This window comes from Streptomyces sp. NPDC014995 (assembly GCF_043080745.1).
GTDB lineage: Bacteria > Actinomycetota > Actinomycetes > Streptomycetales > Streptomycetaceae > Streptomyces.
Genome location: NZ_JBIBVX010000005.1, coordinates 426,059 through 445,348, shown reverse-complemented (window position 1 = coordinate 445,348; position 19,290 = coordinate 426,059). Strand labels below are relative to the sequence as shown.

Here is a 19,290-nt window from a genome sequence, read left to right as displayed (position 1 = left end):
TGCGGCGAGGGCGAGGGCGGCCGAGGCCGTCGCGGTGGCCAGGAGCAGGCGAGCAGAGCGCATCTGAGCTTCCTTCCGCCGAGACCGAGCAGCCGGCGCTTCGCCGGCTGGGGTGACTCGGACCCGACGTGATCCACCGTCAGTCAGATGATCGTCCCCCACCACTCGGGGCGCTCAGCCGAGTGAACGCCCTCCGCCACCTGCCCCACCGCGCCGGTGACAGGGCCGGCGCCGGGTGAGGCGACGGAGCCCGGACATGGGCGTCGCCCAGCAGCCGACAGGGGGACTGCTGAGCGACGTGGTCGGGAGCGGACGCGGCTCGCACCGGCTCCGAGGGTCAGTCCCGGGCCAGGACCGTGCTGAGCACCTGACGCAGTGTCGCTTCGGCGTCCGGGACGGGGCCCTCCGCCCGCCAGGCGACGAATCCGTCGGGACGGACGAGTACGGCGCCCGAACGGGACGTGCCGTGGATCTGCGCCCAGTCCGCCCCCTCCTCCGGGGCCAGCTCGGCGTCGGCGCCGCTTCCCATCCGGTAGGAGACGAGCGGGACGGACATCCGCTCGGCGAGGCGGACGGCGGCCTCGTGCCACCCGTTCGGCTCCTGCGCGTCGCTGAGCAGGACCAGGGACCGTTCGTAGAGGTCGAGGGTGGAGATCCGCCGGCCGTGGTGCCGTACCCACAGGTGGGGTGCCCTGCTGCCGGGCTCCCCGGTCAGGGTGAGCCGCTCCGGGACGACCGGGGTCGCGGGGTCGGCGTCGACGACGGCGCCGCGCGGGTAGCGGTAGCCCAGGGTCACGTTCAGAATGCCGCGCTGCGGAGCGCCGCCGGTGCCGGGCGTCGGGGTGTAGCCGGGGTGGCTGTGCTCGACCGACCGGGCGGCCGCACGGGCGCTGGTGGTCTCCGCCACCGCACGGCGTTCCGCGTCGTAGGTGTCCAGCAGCCCGTCCCCCGCCCAGCCGCCGAGCACCGCGGCCAGCTTCCAGGCGAGGTTGTGCGCGTCCTGGATGCCGGTGTTGGAGCCGAAGGCGCCGGTGGGGGACATCTCGTGGGCCGAGTCGCCGGCCAGCAGGACGCGTCCGTACCGGTAGGACCGTGCGACGCGCTGGGCGGCGTGCCAGGGTGCCTTGCCGGTGACCCGCACGTCGAGGTCCGGGACCCCGACCGCCCGGCGGATGTGGTCGGCGCAGCGCTCCGAGGTGAAGTCCTCGATGGTCTCGCCCCGCTCGGGGTGCCAGGGGGCGTGGAAGACCCAGTTCTCGCGGTTGTCCACCGGCAGCAGCGCACCGTCGGCGTCCGGACCGTTCAGGTAGCAGACGATGAAGCGACGGTCCGCCACCACGTCGGCGAGGCGGCGGGAGCGGAAGGTGATGCTGACGTTGTGGAACAGCTCGCCGGGGCCGCTCTGGCCGATGCCGAGCTGCTCCCGCACGGGGCTGCGCGGACCGTCGGCGGCGACCAGGTAGTCCGCCCGGATGGTGGTGTGCTCGCCCGTCTCCCGGCTCTTGACCAGCGCGGTGACGCCGGTGGAATCGCAGTCGAACGACATCAGTTCGGTGGAGAAGCGGAGGTCGCCGCCGAGTCCGACGGCGTGGTCGAGCAGGACCGGTTCCAGGTCGTTCTGGCTGCACAGGCACCATGAGGTCGGGCTGAACCGGGCCAGTCCGCCGCCCGGGTCGATCTCCCGGAACAGCCACTCGCCCGCGTCACCGACCAGGGTGGGCGTCTGCAGGATGCCGTGGTTGTCGGCCAGGGTGGCCGCGGCCTCGTGGATCGCCGGCTCGATGCCGGCCACCCGGAACAGCTCCATCGTGCGTACGTTGTTGCCTCGTCCACGGGGGTGGATGGAGGTGCCGGCATGGCGCTCCACCAGCGTGTGCCGCACCCCCAGCCGGCCCAGGAACAGGGAGGTCGACAGGCCCACCAGGGATCCGCCGACGATGAGGACGGGGACCTGGTGGGTGGTGCGGTCGGCTTGATCGGCTCTTTCGTTCATCACTCGCCTCCAGCGCGTCGTGTTCGCCGATTCGGCCGGATACGGCCGGGATCCTCATGCATGCCCCACGAGGCACCCGCACGGCGGACGGCGGCTCAGGCTTCACTCGCTTAGGCCGTGTCTTTCGGATCTGCCCGGCTCGGGGCTGCGGCGCCGGGACCTCGGGGCTGCGGCGCCGGGACGACCCGAAACACGGTCCGACCCGCCGCGGGCGCGGGCGACGGCGAAGCCGTTCAGCAGGATGGGGGAGTCCGGGTGGCCCGCGCCGAATAACGCGCTCGATACTCCTTGCGGGAGTCATTGCGAGGTTTCGGCCATCCCCCCTTTTATCTTTCTGAGGGCGCATCACGATGCAGCGCGGCAAAAGGCCACTCTGTATCGGATGCGGCGACGTATCCGTTCACGAAACGCGGCCGGTCGCGCCCCCCTACAGGAAAGGCACCACATGTCACGTTCGGCGCTTTCGGCGCTGCACCGATTCCGTCCGGTCCCGGCCGCGATCGCCGCCGTCACCGCCGCCGTCACCGCCGTCGCGACCGCCGGCGTGCTCGCGGCGTGGCCGGCGGCGGCGGTACCGTCCGCACCCCGTGCGGGGGACCCCAGGTCCGACACCCGGGAGCACGGTGCGCCGTCCGGCATCGGCACCCTGTCGGACGGGTGGACGACCCCCTGGGGGATCTCCTTCCTGCCGGACGGCGACGCCGCGCTGGTGACGGAACGCAACACCGGCGAGGTCTGGCGGGCCGCGCTCGACGGATCGAAGCGGCGGGTCGGCACCGTGCCGAACTCCGTGTGGAGCCTGGAGACGCAGGACAAGGGCGGGCTGCTGGGCGTCGCCGTGTCACCGACCTGGAACGGCACGACGGACCGCGCCGTGTTCTTCATGGAGACCACGGCCACCGACAATCGTGTCGTCAGGATGAACTTCGACGGGACGTCCCTGAGCGACTACACCCCCGTCCTCACCGGAATCCGCCGGGACACACAGCTCAACGGCGGCAACGTCGCCTTCGGTCCGGACGGATACCTGTACGTCACCACCGGTGACGCGCGGCTGCCGCAGCTCGCCCAGGACAGGAACTCGCTCAACGGGAAGATCCTGCGCATCACCCGGACCGGTGATCCGGCTCCCGGAAACCCCTTCGGCACCCACGTCTACAGCTACGGCCACCGCAACCCCCAGGGCCTGGCCTGGGACCGCGACGGGAAGCTGTGGGAGACGGAGATCGGCGCCACCACCTTCGACGAGCTCAACCTGATCGAGCCGGGCGCGAACTACGGCTGGCCGACCTGCGAGGGCCCCTGTTCCAAGGCCGGGATGACCAACCCCAAGAGGGTGTGGAAGCCGGGCGAGGGCGGGGTGCCCGCCCAGATCGCGATCGTCGACGACGTCATCTACGCGTCGACGTTGCGCGGCCGGCGGTTGTGGGTACTGCCGATCGACAGCACCGGCAGGGGCGTCGCAGCCGCGACGTCGTACTACGACCGCGACCACGGCCGGCTGCGGGCGCTCGTCAAGGTCCCCGGCGCGGACGAGCTCTGGCTCGGCACGAGCGACCGCGGCACCGACAAGGACCTCATCCTCAAAGTCACCCTCAAGTGACCGCCAAGTGGTCCCCCTCCGCGGGACGGGGGAATACGGGTGGCCCGCGCGAAAACCGGCGCCGGCCACTCCTCGCGGGAGTCACGGCACGGGTGGAGGAGTTCCGGCCCTGTTCCGGGTCTCGTCCCTTCTCTTTCTTTCTCGCCGTTCCCTCTTTCCGAGGTGCGGCGGATTTCCCCGCGCATTCCGCCGATCACCCATCCCACGACGGGAAAGGCATCAGAATGGCACGCTCGGCGCGTTCGGCGCTGCATCGAGTCCGGCCGGGCACGGCCGTGGCCACCGCGGTCACCGTGATCCTGGGGGCCTGCGTCCTCCAGCCGACGGTGGCGGCCGGGGCGGACACCCGGCCCGGCCGCAGTGGACCGTCAGCCGTCACCGTCCTCTCCGACAAGTGGACCAAGCCCTGGGCCATCTCCTTCCTGCCCGACGGGAAGAAGGCGTTGGTGACCGAGCGCCGTACCGCGACGGTGTGGGTCCAGCGCAGTGACGGGTCCAAGAAGAAGGTGGGCACGGTGCCCCACACCGTCGCCCCCTCTCCCACCCCCCGGGTGGGCAGCGGCGGGCTGCTCGGCGTCGCCCCCTCACCGACCTGGAACGGCACCACGGACCGGGACGTCTTCTTCGTCCACACGGCCGCCGCCGACATCAGGGTCGTCAGGATGCGTTTCGACGGCACCTCGCTCAGCGACTACACCGTCGTCCTCGGCGGCATCGCCCGGGGCGGGGACCACAACGGCGGCAAGATCGCCTTCGGCCCGGACGGATACCTGTACGTCACCGTCGGCGACGCCCTGCGGAAGCATCTCGCGCAGGACAAGAAGTCGCTCAACGGCAAGATCCTGCGCATCACCAGGACCGGTGCCGCGGCGCCCGGCAACCCGTTCGGCAACCGCGTCTACAGCATGGGCCACCGCAACCCCCAGGGCCTCGCCTGGGACGCCCGGGGCAGGTTGTGGTCGACCGAGATCGGCGAGTCCACCTGGGACGAGCTCAACCTGATCGAGCGGGGCGGGAACTACGGCTGGCCCGCCTGCGAGGGGTCCTGCTCCAAGGCCGGGATGGCCAACCCCAAGAAGGTCTGGCATCCGGACGAGGGCGGAGTCCCCGCCCAACTCGCCGTCCGGCGCAACGTGGTGTACGTCTCGACGCTGCTCGGCCGGCGGCTGTGGGCGCTGCCGATCGACGGCACCGGCAAGGACGTCGGAACCGCGACGTCGTACTACGACGGCACCTACGGCCGGCTGCGCGCCATCGCGGCGGTCCCCGGCGCCGACGAGCTGTGGCTCGGCACGAGCGACCGCGGCGAGGACAAGGACCGCATCCTCAAGATCACCCTCAGGTGACCCCGTTCCCCCGGCTCCCCTCCCCCCCCGGGAGGGGTGAACCCACCTCCCCGAAAGGAAGGTACGCACCATGACCGAAACCACCGAGCAGACGGAGCGTCAGGCCGCCACCACCCCGGAGCAGAGCGACCGCACCCCCTGGCAGACCCCCGGGTACACGGTCGTCGACACCGCGCTGGAGGTCACCGCCTACTCCCTCGCGACCCGCTAGTCCGCCGCGATGCTGCTGCAGGTGCTCGGCACCGCGGCGGGGGGCGGCATCCCGCAGTGGAACTGCGCGTGCCCCGGGTGCACCGGGGCACGCGCGCATCCCGAGCGGCGCCGCCGCCACGCCTCGCTCGCGGTCGGTACGGGCGAGGGCCGCTGGTACATCGTCAACGCCACCCCCGACATCGGCGACCAGATCGAGGCCCACCCGGCGCTCCACCCGGGTCCCGGGTCCCGGCGGACACCGATCGCCGGCGTCGTCCTCACCGACGCCGAACTCGACCACACCTCGGGCCTCGCGCGGCTGCGCGAGGCGGACGGCCTGGACATCCTCGCCACCGCCCCGGTCCGCCGGGCACTGGAGGACCGCCTGCGGCTCGGCGAGGTCCTCGGCTCCTACACCGCGCTCACCTGGCGGGAACTGCCGTGCCACGGCGCGGAGCCACTGGGCGGCGACACCCGCGGTCCGGCCGGCGCCGGCGTCCGCATCACCGCCGTCCCCGTCTCCGGCAAGCGCCCCCGGTACGCCGCCGACGCCCCCGAGGACGACGCCTGGGTCGTGGCCCTGCGCCTGTACGAGCCGGCCACCGGCAGGTCCGCGGTGTACGCGCCCGCCGTGGCCGTCTGGTCCGACGCGCTGCACCGGGTCGCCGCCGAGGCCGACTGCGTGATCGTCGACGGCACCTTCTGGGACGACGAGGAGCCGCGCCGCACCGGGATCTCCTCCCGCACCGCGACCGGCATGGGCCATCTGCCCATCGACGGACCGGGCGGCACCGCCGGCATCCTCGCCCCGCTGTCCGCCCGCTGCTACTACACGCACCTCAACAACACGAACCCCCTCGTCGACCCGACCGCGGCACAGCACAAGCGGCTGGCCCGGCTGGGCATCGAGGTGGCCGACGACGAGATGGTGATCGAGCTGTGACCACGGCACTCGAAACCCCGACGGAGCCCTGGAGCCCCGACGAGTTCGAGGCCCGCCTGCGCGCGGTGGGCCAGGAGCGGTACCACGACCGCCACCCCTTCAACCTCCGTATGCACGAAGGCGACCTCAGCCCCGCGGAGGTGCGCCGCTGGATCGCCAACCGCTTCCACTACCAGCGCCACATCCCCGTCAAGGACGCGCTGATCACCGCGAAGCTGGACTCCCCGCGGCTGCGGCGCATGTGGCTGCGGCGGATCGAGGACCACGACGGGCGCAGGGACGGCGAGGGGGGCATCGAGCGCTGGCTGCGGCTCGGCGAGGCGGCCGGCCTCGACCGCGCGGGCCTGCTGGCGGGTGACGGCGTCCTGCCGGGCGTACGGCTGGCGGTCGAGGGCTACGTCAACTTCTGCCGTCTGCGCCCGCCGTTGGAGGCCGTCGCGGCCTCGCTCACCGAGCTGACCGCTCCCGACCTGATGCGGCGGCGCATCGACGCCTTCGAACGCCACTACCCCTGGATCGAGCCGGCCGGACTCGACTACTTCCGCAGCCGCGTCGACCAGGGCCGACGCGACAGCGGCGAGGCGCTCGCACTGGTCCTGGAGTGGGCCCGCACCCGAGACGACCAGCAACGGGCCGTGGCCGCGCTGACCTTCAAGTGCGACGTGCTGTGGGCCCTGCTCGACGCCGTCCAGCACACCGTCCAGCACGACCCCGGGCAGGGGTGACGCCGGTGTCCGAGAACCAGTGGCGCCCCGCCCTCGCCCCGGCCCTGATGCTGCGACACGACAGCGTGCGCGGCACGGACCTGCTGGTCCTGCCCGAACGCGTGGTCGTCCTCGAGGGCCACGCCGGCCAGGTCGTCGGCCTGTGCGACGGCACGCGCACCGTGCGCGGGATCGTCGACGAACTGGCCGAGCGCCACCCGGGCGCCCCGGTGGCCACCGAGGTCCCCTGCTTCCTCGACCGTCTGCACCAGGAGGGCTGGCTCACGTGACCCTTCCCCCGGCCACCGCGGACCCCGCGGCCCCGGCACGCCCCTGGGCGCTGCTGGCCGAACTCACCCACGCCTGCCCCCTCCACTGCCCGTACTGCTCCAACCCCCTGGAACTGGCCCGCCGCGCGGGCGAACTGAGCACCGGCGAGTGGACGGACGTCCTGCGCCAGGCCGCAGCGCTGGGCGTCGTCCACACCCATCTCTCCGGCGGTGAGCCACTGCTGCGCCCCGACCTGGAGGAGATCGTCGCCGCCGCCGAGGCCGCAGGGATCTACACCCAGCTGGTCACGAGCGGCACCGGCCTGGACGAGACCCGGCTGACCGCGCTGCGTACGGCGGGGCTGCGCAGCGTGCAGCTCTCCGTCCAGCACGCCGATCCCGCGGCCAACGACCGGATCGCCGGACGCCCGTCGTCCTTCGCCGCGAAGGAGCGGGCCGCCGCCCTCGTCCGCCGGGCCGGGCTCCCCCTCGGCCTCAACGTGGTGCTGCACCGGGACAACCTCGACGCCGTCGACGCCCTCGTCGAGCTGGGCGCGGCCTGGGGGGTGGACCGCATCGAGCTGGCCAACACCCAGTTCTACGGCTGGGGCCTGCTCAACCGTGCCGCGCTGCTGCCCACGCGCGAGCAGCTGGTCCGCGCCCGGGAGTCCGTCGAACGCTGGCGGGAGCGGCTGGCCGGCCGCGTCGACCTGGTCTGGGTCGTCCCCGACTACTTCGACGGCGTCGCCAAGCCCTGCATGGGCGGGTGGGGAGCGGTCTCGCTCACCGTCACGCCCGACGGCACCGTCCTGCCCTGCCCGGCCGCCGCCTCCCTGCCCGACCTCGACGCGCCGACCGTCCGGGACCACCCGCTCGCCTGGATCTGGGAGCGGTCCCCGGCGTTCGACCGCTTCCGCGGCACCGCCTGGATGACCGGCCCCTGCGGCGGCTGCCCCCGCCGGGAGGAGGACTTCGGCGGCTGCCGCTGCCAGGCGTACGCCCTCACCGGCGACGCCACCCGCACCGACCCGGCGTGCGCGCTCTCCCCCGACCACCACCTCGTGCGCGCTCTCGCCGACTTTGGCCCCGCCCCGGAACCACCGCCGTACGTCTACCGCCGGCCCGGGGCGGTGCCGCGGGCGCGCTGAGGCCGGGCGGCACCGCCGCGGCCACGGTGGCGCACCCGGAACGCCGGCCGGTGGGGGTCTGGACGGGCGGACGGGCGATCGGCATCCTGGGAGCGCTCCCAACTCCCGGCCGGAAAGCACGCCTTCATGCAGAGCCAGACCAAGCGCCGCCTGTCTCCCGGTGAACTCGACGCCCTGCTGCGCGCCTCCACCGGCGTCGGGTGCCGTCTGGAGACCGAGCTGACCGACGGCTGGTTCAACACGGCCTACCGCGTCCTCCTCGACGACGGCCAGCCCGCCGTCGTCAAACTCGCCCCGCCGCCCGGCACTCCGGTCCTGCGCTACGAGCGCGGCATCCTGGCCACGGAGGCCATGGTCTACCGGCGGATCGCGGCCCTGCCGGCCGGTGACGTGCCGACGCCCGCCCTGCTGTACGCGGGGGAGGAGTTCCTCGCCGTCTCCGTCCTGGAGGGCACGCCCTGGGACAAGGCGGCCGACAGCCTGTCCCCGGCCGCCCGGACGGCCCTGCGCCGCGAACTGGGCGCGATCGCCGCACGCCTGCACACGCTGACCCCGCAGGACGGCCGGTTCGGCTACCCGGCCGCCGAGTCCGCGCTGTCCGCCCCCGACTGGCGAACCGCCTTCACCGCCATGGTGGACGCCCTCCTGGACGACGCCGAGCGCTGGCGGTCCCCGCTCGACGTACCGCCGGACGCCGTCCGGGCGTTGGTGGCCGAGGGCGGATACGCCCTCGACGAGGTCACCGAACCCCGGCTGGTCCACTTCGACCTCTGGCCGGGCAACATCTTCGTCGACCTCACCGACGGCGGGGAGCACGCCCGGATCGCCGGACTCATCGACCACGAGCGGGCGTTCTGGGGCGACCCGGCCGCCGAACTGGTCTCCCTCGCCTTCGGCGGCGACACCGGACCCGGCAGCGACCTCGTCGCCGGCTACACCGAGGCCGGCGGCCACCTCGACTTCGGCCCCGCCTTCCGCCACCGGCTGGCCCTCTACCACCTCTACCTGGGCCTGCTGCTCGTCATCGAGTGCGGCCCCCGCGGCTTCGGCCCCGACCACCTCGCCTTCTGCCGCCGCACCCTCGCCGACACCGTCACCCGGCTGCGCGCACTGGGGTAGGCACCCGAGGCGCGCCCGATGCCCGCCCCGGGCACGCCGAACCGGCTGAGCGGCCCGCTACGCCCCTTCGTCGGCGGAGCCGAACACCACCGGCAGGTGGTGCAGGCCGCGCATCAGGCCGGAGCGCCAGGTGAGCGCGGCGGGATCGGTGGCGAGGCGGAGCCCGGGGCAGCGTTCCAGGAGCGATCCGAGGGCGATGGAGGCCTCCAGACGGGCGAGCGGAGCGCCCAGACAGTGGTGGATGCCGTGGCTGAACGCCAGGTGTCCGCGGGCGTCGCGCCGGATGTCGAAACGGTCGGGGTCGGGGAACCGCCGCGGGTCACGGTTGGCGGCGCCCAGCACGACCAGCACCGGCTTTCCGGCGGGGATGGTGGTGCCGCCCAGCTCCACCGCCTCGGAGGTGTAGCGGTAGGCGGACGTGCCCAGCGGGCTCTCGTGGCGGAGCATCTCCTCGACCGCGCCGTCCAGGAGGCTCCGGTCGGCGCGCAGGGCGGCGAGCTGCTCCGGCCGCAGCAGCAGGGCGCAGACACCGCTGGAGATGAGGTTGACGGTGGTCTCGTGTCCGGCGACGAGCAGCAGGAACGCCATACCGAGCGTCTCCTCGGAGGAGAGCCGGTCCCCGTCGTCGACCCGCGCGCCGACCAGAGCGGAGAGGAGGTCGTCCCCACCGGTGCGGCTCTTGTCGTCGATGAGGTCGGTGAGGTAGCCGGACATGGCCTCGGCGGAGGCGGCCGCGTCGGGGCTGCCGGGGGTGACGATGTCGGCGGACCAGGTGCTGAAGGCCTTGCGGTCGACGGCGGGGACGCCGAGCAGTTCGCAGATCACGGCCATGGGCAGGGGCATCGCGAAGGACTCGACGAGGTCGGCCCGGCCGAGCGGCACCATCGCGTCCAGCAGCTCGTCCGTGATGCCCTGCACCCGGGGCGCGAGGGCCTCGATCCGGCGGGCGGTGAACTGGCTGGCCACGAGCCGGCGCAGACGGGTGTGGTGGGGCGGGTCGACCTGGAGCATGTTGCGGCCGACGGCGTGCACGCCGTCGGCCTCCCAGGCCGCCGAGTGCCGGACGTCGTTGCGCAGCCGCAGGTCGGTGAGGGCGGCCCTGGCCGCGTCGTGACCGACGACCAGCCAGACCTCTTCCGAGTCCGCCGTCCGGATGCGGTGGACCGGTCCCTGTGCGCGCAGGTGGGCGAGGAACGGATAGGGGTTGTCGGCGAGGTCCGTCCCGGGCAGGGTCAGGTCCTCGAGCGTGCGGGTGCGCATGATGTGTGTGCTTTCCGGTGGTACGGCCCGGCGTGGGGCGGGGATCAGGACGGCAGCAGTGCTTCGATCCGGGCGATCACGTCGGGGGCGTCCGGCTTGACGCGTGAGCCGATGCGATGCGCCACCACACCGTCGGGCGCGACGAGGAACTTCTCGAAGTTCCACTCGACGTCCTTGGCCACCCCGTGCTCGTCGGGGGCGGCGGTGAGGATCTCGTAGACCGGGTGCCGTCGCGCGCCGTTGACGTCCACCTTCTCGAAGAGGGGGAAGGTGACGTCGTACGTGGTCGAGCAGAACTCCTGGATCTCCTCGGGGGTGCCGGGTTCCTGTTGCCCGAACTGGTTGCAGGGGAAGCCGAGGACGGCGAACCCGCGGGGCCCGTAGCGCCGGTGCAGCTCCTCCAGCGCCGCGTACTGCGGTGTGCGCCCGCACCGCGAGGCCACGTTGACCACGAGGAGGACCTTGCCCCGGTAGGGGCTCAGGTCACCGGGCTCCCCGGCGAGTGTGCGGACGGGAATGTCGTACAGGGACATGTCGGTGCGTCGCTCCGCTCCTGTTGGTGACGGTCGTTCGGTCGGCTCGTCGAGGGGTTCCCCCACGCGGCTCGCTCAGGTGGCCCGGGCGATGTCCTGGTAGGCCTTGCGGAAGGCGGTGACGACGGCGTCGACGTCCCCGTCGGTCATGGCGGCACCCAGACCGATGGTGACGGAGCGGCCGAGGAGCCCCTCGCTGATCCGGTAGCGCGGGGGACGGTCCCACTCCACGCCCCAGGGTGTCCGCCCCTCCCGTACGGCGCGGTTGGCCGTGACCGGCTGCCCCTGGTACATGGTGTGCGCCGGGATGCCGGCGGCGTTCAGGTCGGCGACGAAGGCGCGTGCCTGGAGGCGGGAGTCGAGGAACAGCGTGAGGTCGCCGCCCGATCCGTCCTCGTCCGGCAGCCTCCGCCAGCGGACCGGCAGGTCGGCGGTCTCCGCGCGCACATGGCGCGCCACGTCACGCAGGCGCCGGCACATCGGGACCAGCCGGGGGAGCTGCGCGGACAGGACGGCCGCGGTCAGCTCGGTCATGCGCAGGTTGACGCCGACGAACGGCGGGCTGTCGGCGGTCCCTCGCGTCGCCCCCTTGGAGGTGGTGAACTGGCCGCCCTGGTCCTGGTACCGGGCCACCCGGTCGTACACGTCGGCATCGGCCGTGGTGACCGCGCCGCCCTCGCCGGCGGTGATGTTCTTGTCGAGCTGGAAGCTGAAGGCGCCCGCGTCGCCGAGGCTGCCGACGGGCCGTCCGCCGTAGCCGACGCCGGCGGCCTGGGCGGCGTCCTCGATCACCCGCAGCCCGTGCCGCCGCGCGACCTCCAGGATCGGCCCCATGTCGGCGGCGACGTTGTTGAGGTGGACCGGCATCACGCCCCAGGTCCGCTCGGTGATCTGCTCCTCCAGCTTCCCCGGGTCCAGGGTCAGCGAGTCGTCGACCTCGGCGAAGACGGGGATGCCGCGGGCGGCGACGACGGCGCCGACACTGCCGACGAAGGTCACGGCGGGCACGATCACCTCCGCCCCGGGCGGGATCCCGAGGCCGATCATCGCGGCGGTGAGCGCGGCGGTGCCCGAGGACACGGCGACGGTGTGCGGGACCCCCGCCACCTCGGAGAACGCGGTCTCGAACGTGTCGGTCCGGTGGCCGAGGTCCGGCCCGTAGTAGCGGAACAACGACCGTGACCGGATCACCTCCAGGGCGGCGGCCTCTTCCTCCTCCCCCCACAGGGCGAGGGCCCGCCAGGTCTCGTACCGCATCTCCGGGTCGTCGGTCACGCGGCCGCCTCCGTCACCGTGTCGAGGTCCGTCGCGCTGTGCGCCACCACGAAGTCCTCCAGGAAGAGATAGTCGAGCTGGCTCGGCCCGAAGAAGGCCAGCGCCTGCTCGGGGGTCTCCACGATCGGCTCACCCCGGTCGTTGAAGGAGGTGTTGAGCACGACGGGCACGGAGGTGATCTCGCCGAACCGTTCCACCAGTTCGTAGAAGGAGCCGTTCGCCTCCGGGGTCAGCGTCTGGACCCGCGCCGTCCCGTCCACGTGGGTGATGGCCGGCACCTCCTGGCGCTTGTCGTCCCGCACCGGCGCCACGATCAGCATGTACGGCGACTCGATGTCGAGCTCGAAGTACTCGGCGGCCCGGTGGGCCAGGACGGCGGGGGCGAACGGCCGGAACGCCTCGCGGTGCTTGACCTTGCTGTTGAGGATGTCCTTCATCTCCGCGCGGCGGGGGTCGGCGAGGATGCTGCGGTGGCCGAGGGCGCGCGGCCCGAACTCGGAGCCACCGGTGAACCAGCCGATCAGCGCGCCCCGCGGCAGCAGCCCGGCGGCCAGCCGGGCCGGCCGTGCCACGCGCCGGTAGGGCAGGCCGGAGGCGTCGAGCGCGGTCTGGATCTCCTCGGTGCTGTACCGACGGCCCAGGTAGGTGTGCGTCTGGGGCCGCGGAGCCGTCCTCGGGGCCTTCGGACCGCGCGGCCGCGGCTGCTCGCCGAGCACGTGGTAGCCGTAGTACGCGCAGCCGACCGCGCAGCCGTTGTCGCCGGCGGCGGGCTGGGCGAAGACCTCGGTGAACGGGGTGTTCCGCAGGATCTTGCCGTTGGCGACCGAGTTGAGCACGACGCCGCCGGCCAGGCACAGGCGGGTGAGTCCGGTCTCCCGGTGCAGCCAGTCGGCGGCGTGCAGGACGGCGGTCTCCAGCAGGTCCTGGGCGGCCCAGGCGAGGTCGGCGCCCCGGGCGAAGCGCGCCTCCCCCTCGAGTCCGTCCAGGGCGTGCTCGACGAAGCCCAGCAGTCCGCCGTCCTTCAGGTGCAGCTGGAACCGGCCCTCCGGGAGGAGGTCCAGGTAGCGGTGGAACTCCGTGCGGTAGCGGTCGGTCCCGTAGGGCGCGAGGCCCATGGTCTTGCCGTCCTCGGTCAGGTACCAGCTGCCCTCCTCGTAGAGGGTGAAGCCGATGGCCCTGCTGACCGCCTTGTACATGAAGCCCAGCGAGTGGTCGCTGTCGCCGGCCTGGTAGACCCGTGTCTCCCGCAGGCCGTCGGTGCTCCAGTTGGTCCCGTACACCTTGGAGATCTCGGTGATCTCCGTGCCGTTGCCGACCGACATGGTCATGGTCTCGACGCCCTGTCCCTCGAACAGGCTGCCGGCCCCGTCGACCACGAGGACCGCGGCCTCGGGGAAGGGCGAGGGCAGGAAGGCACTGGCGGCATGCGCCATGTGATGGCGGATCAGCGTCGTCCGGCTGCGGAACGGGAAGTAGCAGCTGGGCAGCAGGGTGTCGTCCGCGACGATCGCTTCCACCTGGCCGAGGCGGACCCCCTGCGTCGTGAGGCAGTACCGCCAGCACTGGTTGGCCAGGGAATTCACATTGACCGCGTATTTGCGGCGGGTCAGCCGCTCTTCTTCAATACCGACGGCGATCTCACCGTTCTCGACGAGACAGGCCGAGAAGTCATGGTTGGAACCGCCGAGCCCCAGAGCGAGCATACTGCCGTCCTTACTCCCGGTGCAGGTCTACGGATTTGGCGAGTACGTGGGCGTAACGCTACCCCGTGACAACGGGTGAGTCATTAGGCGAATATGAGCCATCCTCAGGCCGGATCAAGTCGAGTTCCAGCCGAACGGCAGCGCCCCCGGTTGTGCTCATTGACCGTGTGTTCAGGGTGAACTTAGGATCGTCGCTCAACGGTAGAGTCATGCGCGAATACGACTTGGGTGCGGTGATAAGGCATGGCCCTGAAAAGTCATTATCGTGATGCGATGTTCGCGCATCGCGACGGGCAGGACCGTCTCAAACTCCTCATGAACGACATGGTCATCGAGGAGCAACTGTGTCAGATGCGGTGCTCCTACTGCCTCACCGAGGACTTCAATCTGCTCATGGAGGTCCCGGACGCGAGGCTGCGCCTGACCACCGACCGGCGCGCGGACTGGCACGAGATCCTCGACGCCTACCACCGGCATGTGGACAGCCCCATCATGCGGCTCAGCGGTGGCGAGTTCTTCTGGCTGAAAGGCTCCACCGAGTTCGTCGCGGAGTGCAGCGAGAAGTACGAGGTCGTGCAGGTCATCACCAACGGGGCCTTCCTGACCCCGCACCGGCTGGAGGCGCTCGCCGCGCTGGGCAACGTCCAGCTGTGCCTCTCCCTGGACGGCCACACGCTGGAGATGAACGGCCACCGGCTGCCGCCGAAGCAGCACCGGCTCTTCGACGTCATCATGCGGCACCTGGACAACGCGGTGGAGATGGGCATCCCCATCGAGATCCAGTCGGTGATCAGCGACCTCAACTGCACCGGCCAGGCGGACTTCGCCGAGTTCCTGCTCGAACGGTACGGGCGGGGCGTGATGCTCTACTTCTTCCCGGTGCGCGGCGAGACCAGGACCACGCACGCCCCACCGCTCGGCGACCATTTCGCGCCACTCCTCGAGCGTTACGACGAACTGTCCGAGGTCCTCCCGCCGCGTGCCTTCGTGGAACACATCGGGAATCAACTGCGCACCGGCGTCCGCACCCTGCGGTGCTACGCGACGGCCACCATGGTGCAACTCTTCGGTCAGGGAGACGTCTCCTGCTGCCCGTACGCCTGGCTCAAGCCCATGGGCAACATAAAGGAGGAGCCCGAACTGATCCACGAACAGTTCGGAAAGCACCAGCACTACGATATGTTCATGCAGCCCCGGCCGCGCTTTCCGTATTGCAAGAGCTGCACCGGACCGATCGACGTGGTCAACCTCTATCTGTTCGGCGGCATCTCCGAGCAGGAAATCGCGCGCTGTGCACCGTACGCCGGACCCCGCGCTCTGGAACGGCTACGAGAGTTGAAATCGGCGTTTGAGCCGATCTTCGAGCCGGCCGGGGAACCGTCCCCCCGCTGATCCCGCGGGCGGCGGAATGCCAGAAGACCAGAGCATACCGATGCCTCGAGGAGACGTAATGATTTCCGTGGATGGGATTTCCGGCGACGATTTCGCGGGTGCCGGGCTGCAGAGGCTTCTCACGCTGCCGCAGCACGATCTGCTGACGCTCGCCGGGGACTGGCTCGGGGAACTGGCACCGTGGCGGAACTCCGAGACCCTGGCGGCGATCTCCACGACCATGGCCGCCGAGTCCGTCCTGTCCTCCCTGTTCGTGTTCGGGGAGCGGGTGGCGGAGTCCGACGTGCGCTCGGAGGTCCCCGGTCCGCTGCTCGACCTCCTGCTCCGCGCCCGGGTGCTCTCCGAGGATTCCGGAAAGGTGTCGGCCGACTACTGCCTGGTCCGCGGGGACGGCATGTCGCTGCTGGCCGCCTGGCGGGCGGCGGGACGGGACACGGGGTCGTACGCGCCCTGGGTCGGCACCGACTCCATGACGCTCTCCCGGCTCGTGGCGGCGCGCCGCGGTGTCCGCTCGGCCCTGGACCTCGGGTGCGGCACCGGCATCCTCGGACTGTCGGCGGCCAGGAACGGCGCCGACGTGCTGTCGGTCGACGTCAATCCGGAATGCACGGCGGCCACGACGGTCAACGCCCATGTCAACGGGCTGGCCGACCGGCTGACCGCCACCGAGGGGGACATCATGTCCCTGTCGCTGGACCGCAGGTTCGACCTCGTCGTCTCCAACCCTCCCTGCCTCCCGCTGCGTCGGGGCTCGCTCGGCTGGCTGGCCGGCGAGGCCGGGCTGGACGGCCTGGAGTTCTTCTGGGAACTCCTGCGCCAGGTCCCCCGGCTCCTCACCCAGGACGGCGAGGCGCTGCTCCAGGCCGCGGCCTACGGGGACGAGCGGGGGCCGTTCTTCGTCCCCGAGCTGGAGGCCGAACTGCGGCGCCTGGGGGTCTCCGGACGGCTGCTGCTGCGGCCCTCGACGCCGCCGCGCTGGCCGGCCTTCGCACCGCGCGACGAGGAGCAGCAGCTCACCGGCCCGCTCGGCGACGAGGTCCGGGAGTACGTCAGTCGGATCGGTGCCACGCACTACTACGGATTCGTCCTCTCGGTGCGACGCGACGGCGAGGGCCTGGAGGTGGGCCGCTTCCAGTGATCGCCCGGGCCCTGGGTGATCACCCGGGCGATCACTGAGCATCCGGGTGATCGGTGATCGGCGATCGCTGATCACCCGGATGACCCGAGCCACCGCGGCCCGAGATCGGCGCGTTCCAGGGCCGCGACCGCGTCGGTCGCCTCGGCCAGCGTCAGGTGCGTGGTGTCGACCAGCCGGACGCCGGGCACATCGGGCACCTCCGCGTCGAGGTGACGCTCCGCCAGCCGGCCCTCGACGAAGTGCCGCCCGCCCGCGTCGCTCTCGATCCGGGCGGCCAGCGCCTGAGCGTCGGCCCGCAGGCCGTAGTAGACCGCGTACGCGCCGAGTTCCTCGAACACCTTGTGGAAGCGTTCGTAGGCGCGGCCCGCGAGGACCACCCCGGTGACGATCACGACGCGCGCGCCCCACTCCCGGTAGACGGGCAGGGCCGCGCGCACGGTCGAGGCCATCAGGTCGTACACCTCCTCGCCGCCGTTCCAGGGATGGACGATGGGGTCGCAGTCCATCGCGGCGGCCGGGACGCCGTACCGGGTCACCAGCTGGTGCCCCAGCCTGGTCTTGCCCACGCCCGGGGCGCCGGTGATCACCACGGCGCGCATCAGTTCGCGCCCTCGCGGACCGTGCCGACCAGGCGGAAGCCCAGGTGCGGGATCTTCAGCAGCTTCGCGCCGGAGTCGATGTCCAGGAACTTCTGCTTCAGGACCGAGGTCACCTTGTTCACGTCCTCCCCGCCCGTGGCCTCGGTGAGTTCCTCGCGGGAGACGATCTGGCCCGGCCGGCCGGACAGCAGGCGCAGCAGCTCCGCCTCGGCGTCGGTCACGGGCAACGACTTCGCGGGGGAGCTCAGGGAGCCGTTCTCGAGGGTGAGCACCTGGGTGTTCTCGGACGGCGTGACGGTCTTGAGGTAGCCGAGGGTCTCCACGAGCCGGGGCCGCCGCAGGGGGCTGGCCAGCGTGAAGCTGTAGCCGCGGGAGACGGCCGCCAGGACCTCGGTGGCGGAAACGCCGTCCAGCACGGCCACGGCGTAACCGCCCCTGCGCTTCAGCTCCTCCACGGACAGGTCGTCCGGACGGGCGGCGGCGACCCGGTGGAAGGAGACCAGCAGCGCGCCGGGCGGCGGTGCGTGGCCCGCCTCGGGGTCCGTCACATGCAGGGTGAGGCCCACCTCGGCGCATGCGTCGGCGAGGACCTCCAGGTCCGCCGGTGTCAGGGACTGAGCCAGTGCGTACATGGGAAACCCTTCACGGAGCGGCGGGGCCGCGGTTGCTTGTCGGGTGGGGAGACGGTCAGCTGCGCATCAGCCAGATCCGTTCGGCGGCCGGGAACGGCGATCCCTCCGCCAGGCGCACGCCGTGCCGGCGGATGCGCTGGATGATGCCCTTGCGTACCTGGATACGGTAGGCACCGAGCGCCTCGCACTTGGTGAGTGCCGCCGTGTCGTCCACGGGCAGCAGCTCCGGGCGCAAGTCGCCGAGTCCCTCTTCGGCCAGGCGCGCGCCGAGTTTCTTCGCGGTCTCCTCCGCGGAGGAGAACAGGGAGTAGGGCTGGTCCTCGTAGAAGGCGACCCGCGCCGCGCCGAGGCCGCCCGCGCGGGCCAGTTCCAGCACCGCTTCCCGGCAGGCGAGATGGTCGACGTGACCACCGACTCCCAGGGGCGCGTAGACCTGGCCGACCCCGTCCAGCAGGGTGGCGAGCCGTGCGGTGAGGGCGTCGAAGAGCTCCGGCTCCTCCCGGGCGAACCCGTCGGACCAGGCCGGGTCGGCGAAGAACCGGTCCCGTCTGAGGTCGCGGTCGGCGGCGTCGACGAACCCCAGCAACTCCACCCGCGCGCGCAGCACCCGGGCGGCGACGCCCTCCTCGTCCAGCAGCAGGCGCCGGGTCAGCGCCGGGCGCTCGGCGTAGTACGGGTCCTTGGTCCAGGTCTCGACGCTGAAGACGTCGAGGAACCGGGCTCCCTGCCCGGCCACCGTCCCGCCGAGGGCCAGTGCGGCGTCGTCCGGGTGCGGGGACACGACCACGGGCGGTTCCGTGTCCGCGTGCCCCGGGGTGAACGGGGGTGCCATGAGCAGCAGCCCGTGCCGGCGCCACAGGCCGATGGTCTCGCGGTCCGCCGCGGGGAAGCCGTCGAGCGGCCGGCTGCCGTCGCAGCGGGCGAGCAGGGTGGCGTCACGGTCCGACAGATGGCCGTACCCGTCGACCTGACGCCCCATGAAACGGAGCCGGCCGTCGACTGTTTCCACGTGCGGCAGGGCCGTCGGGCACCATGTGTCAGGAATCTCTGTCATGTAACTCCGAGCCCGCGGTGACGAATGACAGACGCCATACGGCCGGAGCATACCGATCATCGCCACATGCGCACAGGGCCGGATCCAAAGAGGCAGAAAATGGGGGGACGGGTGGCCGAAAAATATCGTGCCGAGCTTGTCCCGATCCTTCTTCACGACCCCGGGACGATAGGTTTCCGGTCATTCATTTCGCTCCGGCAGCCACTTCGGACGGGCTGCTCCGGACCGCACCGGCCGCCGGGGCCGCGCCGTGCGACGCCCCGCAGAATTCCCACGTCAGCCCGCCTGTTCCCCACAGGTGCGGTGGGCGGCCCGGCCGCATCCGGACGGTGGCCGTCATCGGGCCGTCGGCTTGGCCGAACACGCGTGAAACGCAGGGAATTGGCC

At 71.9% G+C, this 19,290-nt stretch carries 18 protein-coding genes; 10 read left to right on the top strand and 8 right to left on the bottom strand.

Annotated features, from left to right (window positions below; all coding sequences use genetic code 11):
* Positions 1-337 precede the first annotated feature (337 nt).
* Entirely contained in the window at positions 338-1,993 is a 1,656-nt protein-coding gene (locus tag ACF1A1_RS13650; RefSeq protein WP_391999613.1) for an FAD-dependent oxidoreductase, read from the bottom strand.
* A gap of 445 nt (positions 1,994-2,438) precedes the next feature.
* Between ACF1A1_RS13650 and ACF1A1_RS13645 the strand changes: the two genes are divergently transcribed.
* The 8 genes from ACF1A1_RS13645 (at position 2,439) to ACF1A1_RS13610 (ending at position 9,317) form a co-directional block, all read left to right on the top strand.
* A complete protein-coding gene (locus ACF1A1_RS13645; RefSeq protein WP_391999611.1) occupies positions 2,439-3,596 on the top strand; it encodes a PQQ-dependent sugar dehydrogenase in 1,158 nt (385 codons plus the stop codon).
* Between the two features lie 224 nt (positions 3,597-3,820).
* A complete protein-coding gene (locus ACF1A1_RS13640; protein WP_391999609.1) occupies positions 3,821-4,942 on the top strand; it encodes a PQQ-dependent sugar dehydrogenase in 1,122 nt (373 codons plus the stop codon).
* Between the two features lie 70 nt (positions 4,943-5,012).
* On the top strand, positions 5,013-5,153 hold the full coding sequence (pqqA, locus tag ACF1A1_RS13635; RefSeq protein WP_391999607.1) for a pyrroloquinoline quinone precursor peptide PqqA: 141 nt from the start codon (positions 5,013-5,015) through the stop codon (positions 5,151-5,153).
* Positions 5,154-5,162: 9 nt separating this feature from the next.
* On the top strand, positions 5,163-6,077 hold the full coding sequence (gene pqqB, locus ACF1A1_RS13630; RefSeq protein ID WP_391999605.1) for a pyrroloquinoline quinone biosynthesis protein PqqB: 915 nt from the start codon (positions 5,163-5,165) through the stop codon (positions 6,075-6,077).
* Positions 6,074-6,802: a pyrroloquinoline-quinone synthase PqqC gene (gene pqqC / locus ACF1A1_RS13625; protein WP_391999603.1), complete on the top strand. Its 729-nt coding sequence runs from the start codon at positions 6,074-6,076 to the stop codon at positions 6,800-6,802. The genes pqqB and pqqC overlap by 4 nt, the downstream gene beginning before the upstream one ends.
* Before the next feature lie 5 nt (positions 6,803-6,807).
* On the top strand, positions 6,808-7,071 hold the full coding sequence (pqqD, locus tag ACF1A1_RS13620; RefSeq protein ID WP_391999601.1) for a pyrroloquinoline quinone biosynthesis peptide chaperone PqqD: 264 nt from the start codon (positions 6,808-6,810) through the stop codon (positions 7,069-7,071).
* A complete protein-coding gene (pqqE, locus tag ACF1A1_RS13615) occupies positions 7,068-8,198 on the top strand; it encodes a pyrroloquinoline quinone biosynthesis protein PqqE (protein WP_391999599.1) in 1,131 nt (376 codons plus the stop codon). The genes pqqD and pqqE overlap by 4 nt, the downstream gene beginning before the upstream one ends.
* A gap of 126 nt (positions 8,199-8,324) precedes the next feature.
* The gene (locus ACF1A1_RS13610; RefSeq protein ID WP_391999597.1) at positions 8,325-9,317 is read left to right on the top strand and encodes a phosphotransferase family protein; all 993 of its coding nucleotides are present in this window, start codon (positions 8,325-8,327) and stop codon (positions 9,315-9,317) included.
* Positions 9,318-9,374: 57 nt separating this feature from the next.
* On the opposite strand, the gene ACF1A1_RS13605 is transcribed toward ACF1A1_RS13610, so the two are convergent.
* The 4 genes from ACF1A1_RS13605 to ACF1A1_RS13590 form a co-directional block, all read right to left on the bottom strand.
* A complete protein-coding gene (locus ACF1A1_RS13605; RefSeq protein WP_391999596.1) occupies positions 9,375-10,577 on the bottom strand; it encodes a cytochrome P450 in 1,203 nt (400 codons plus the stop codon).
* Between the two features lie 44 nt (positions 10,578-10,621).
* Positions 10,622-11,110 (bottom strand): glutathione peroxidase, encoded by a 489-nt coding sequence (locus ACF1A1_RS13600; protein ID WP_391999594.1) that lies wholly within the window; start codon positions 11,108-11,110, stop codon positions 10,622-10,624.
* A gap of 75 nt (positions 11,111-11,185) precedes the next feature.
* Entirely contained in the window at positions 11,186-12,385 is a 1,200-nt protein-coding gene (locus ACF1A1_RS13595; protein WP_391999592.1) for a DegT/DnrJ/EryC1/StrS family aminotransferase, read from the bottom strand.
* Positions 12,382-14,088, bottom strand: coding sequence for a carbamoyltransferase (locus ACF1A1_RS13590; protein ID WP_391999590.1), 1,707 nt, complete (start codon positions 14,086-14,088; stop codon positions 12,382-12,384). Before ACF1A1_RS13590 ends, ACF1A1_RS13595 begins: the two co-directional genes overlap by 4 nt.
* Positions 14,089-14,361: 273 nt before the next feature.
* On the opposite strand from ACF1A1_RS13590, the gene ACF1A1_RS13585 reads away from it, so the two are divergent.
* Positions 14,362-15,480, top strand: a complete 1,119-nt coding sequence (locus tag ACF1A1_RS13585; protein WP_391999588.1) for a radical SAM protein — start codon at positions 14,362-14,364, stop codon at positions 15,478-15,480.
* Positions 15,481-15,538: 58 nt separating this feature from the next.
* Positions 15,539-16,618 (top strand): methyltransferase, encoded by a 1,080-nt coding sequence (locus tag ACF1A1_RS13580; RefSeq protein WP_391999587.1) that lies wholly within the window; start codon positions 15,539-15,541, stop codon positions 16,616-16,618.
* Positions 16,619-16,689: 71 nt separating this feature from the next.
* On the opposite strand, the gene ACF1A1_RS13575 is transcribed toward ACF1A1_RS13580, so the two are convergent.
* The 3 genes from ACF1A1_RS13575 to ACF1A1_RS13565 are packed head-to-tail and all read right to left on the bottom strand — an operon-like array spanning position 16,690 to position 18,858.
* Positions 16,690-17,217: a hypothetical protein gene (locus ACF1A1_RS13575; RefSeq protein ID WP_391999585.1), complete on the bottom strand. Its 528-nt coding sequence runs from the start codon at positions 17,215-17,217 to the stop codon at positions 16,690-16,692.
* Entirely contained in the window at positions 17,217-17,849 is a 633-nt protein-coding gene (locus ACF1A1_RS13570) for a transcriptional regulator (RefSeq protein ID WP_391999584.1), read from the bottom strand. Before ACF1A1_RS13570 ends, ACF1A1_RS13575 begins: the two co-directional genes overlap by 1 nt.
* A 55-nt stretch (positions 17,850-17,904) precedes the next feature.
* A complete protein-coding gene (locus ACF1A1_RS13565) occupies positions 17,905-18,858 on the bottom strand; it encodes a PIG-L deacetylase family protein (RefSeq protein WP_391999582.1) in 954 nt (317 codons plus the stop codon).
* Positions 18,859-19,290 lie beyond the last annotated feature (432 nt).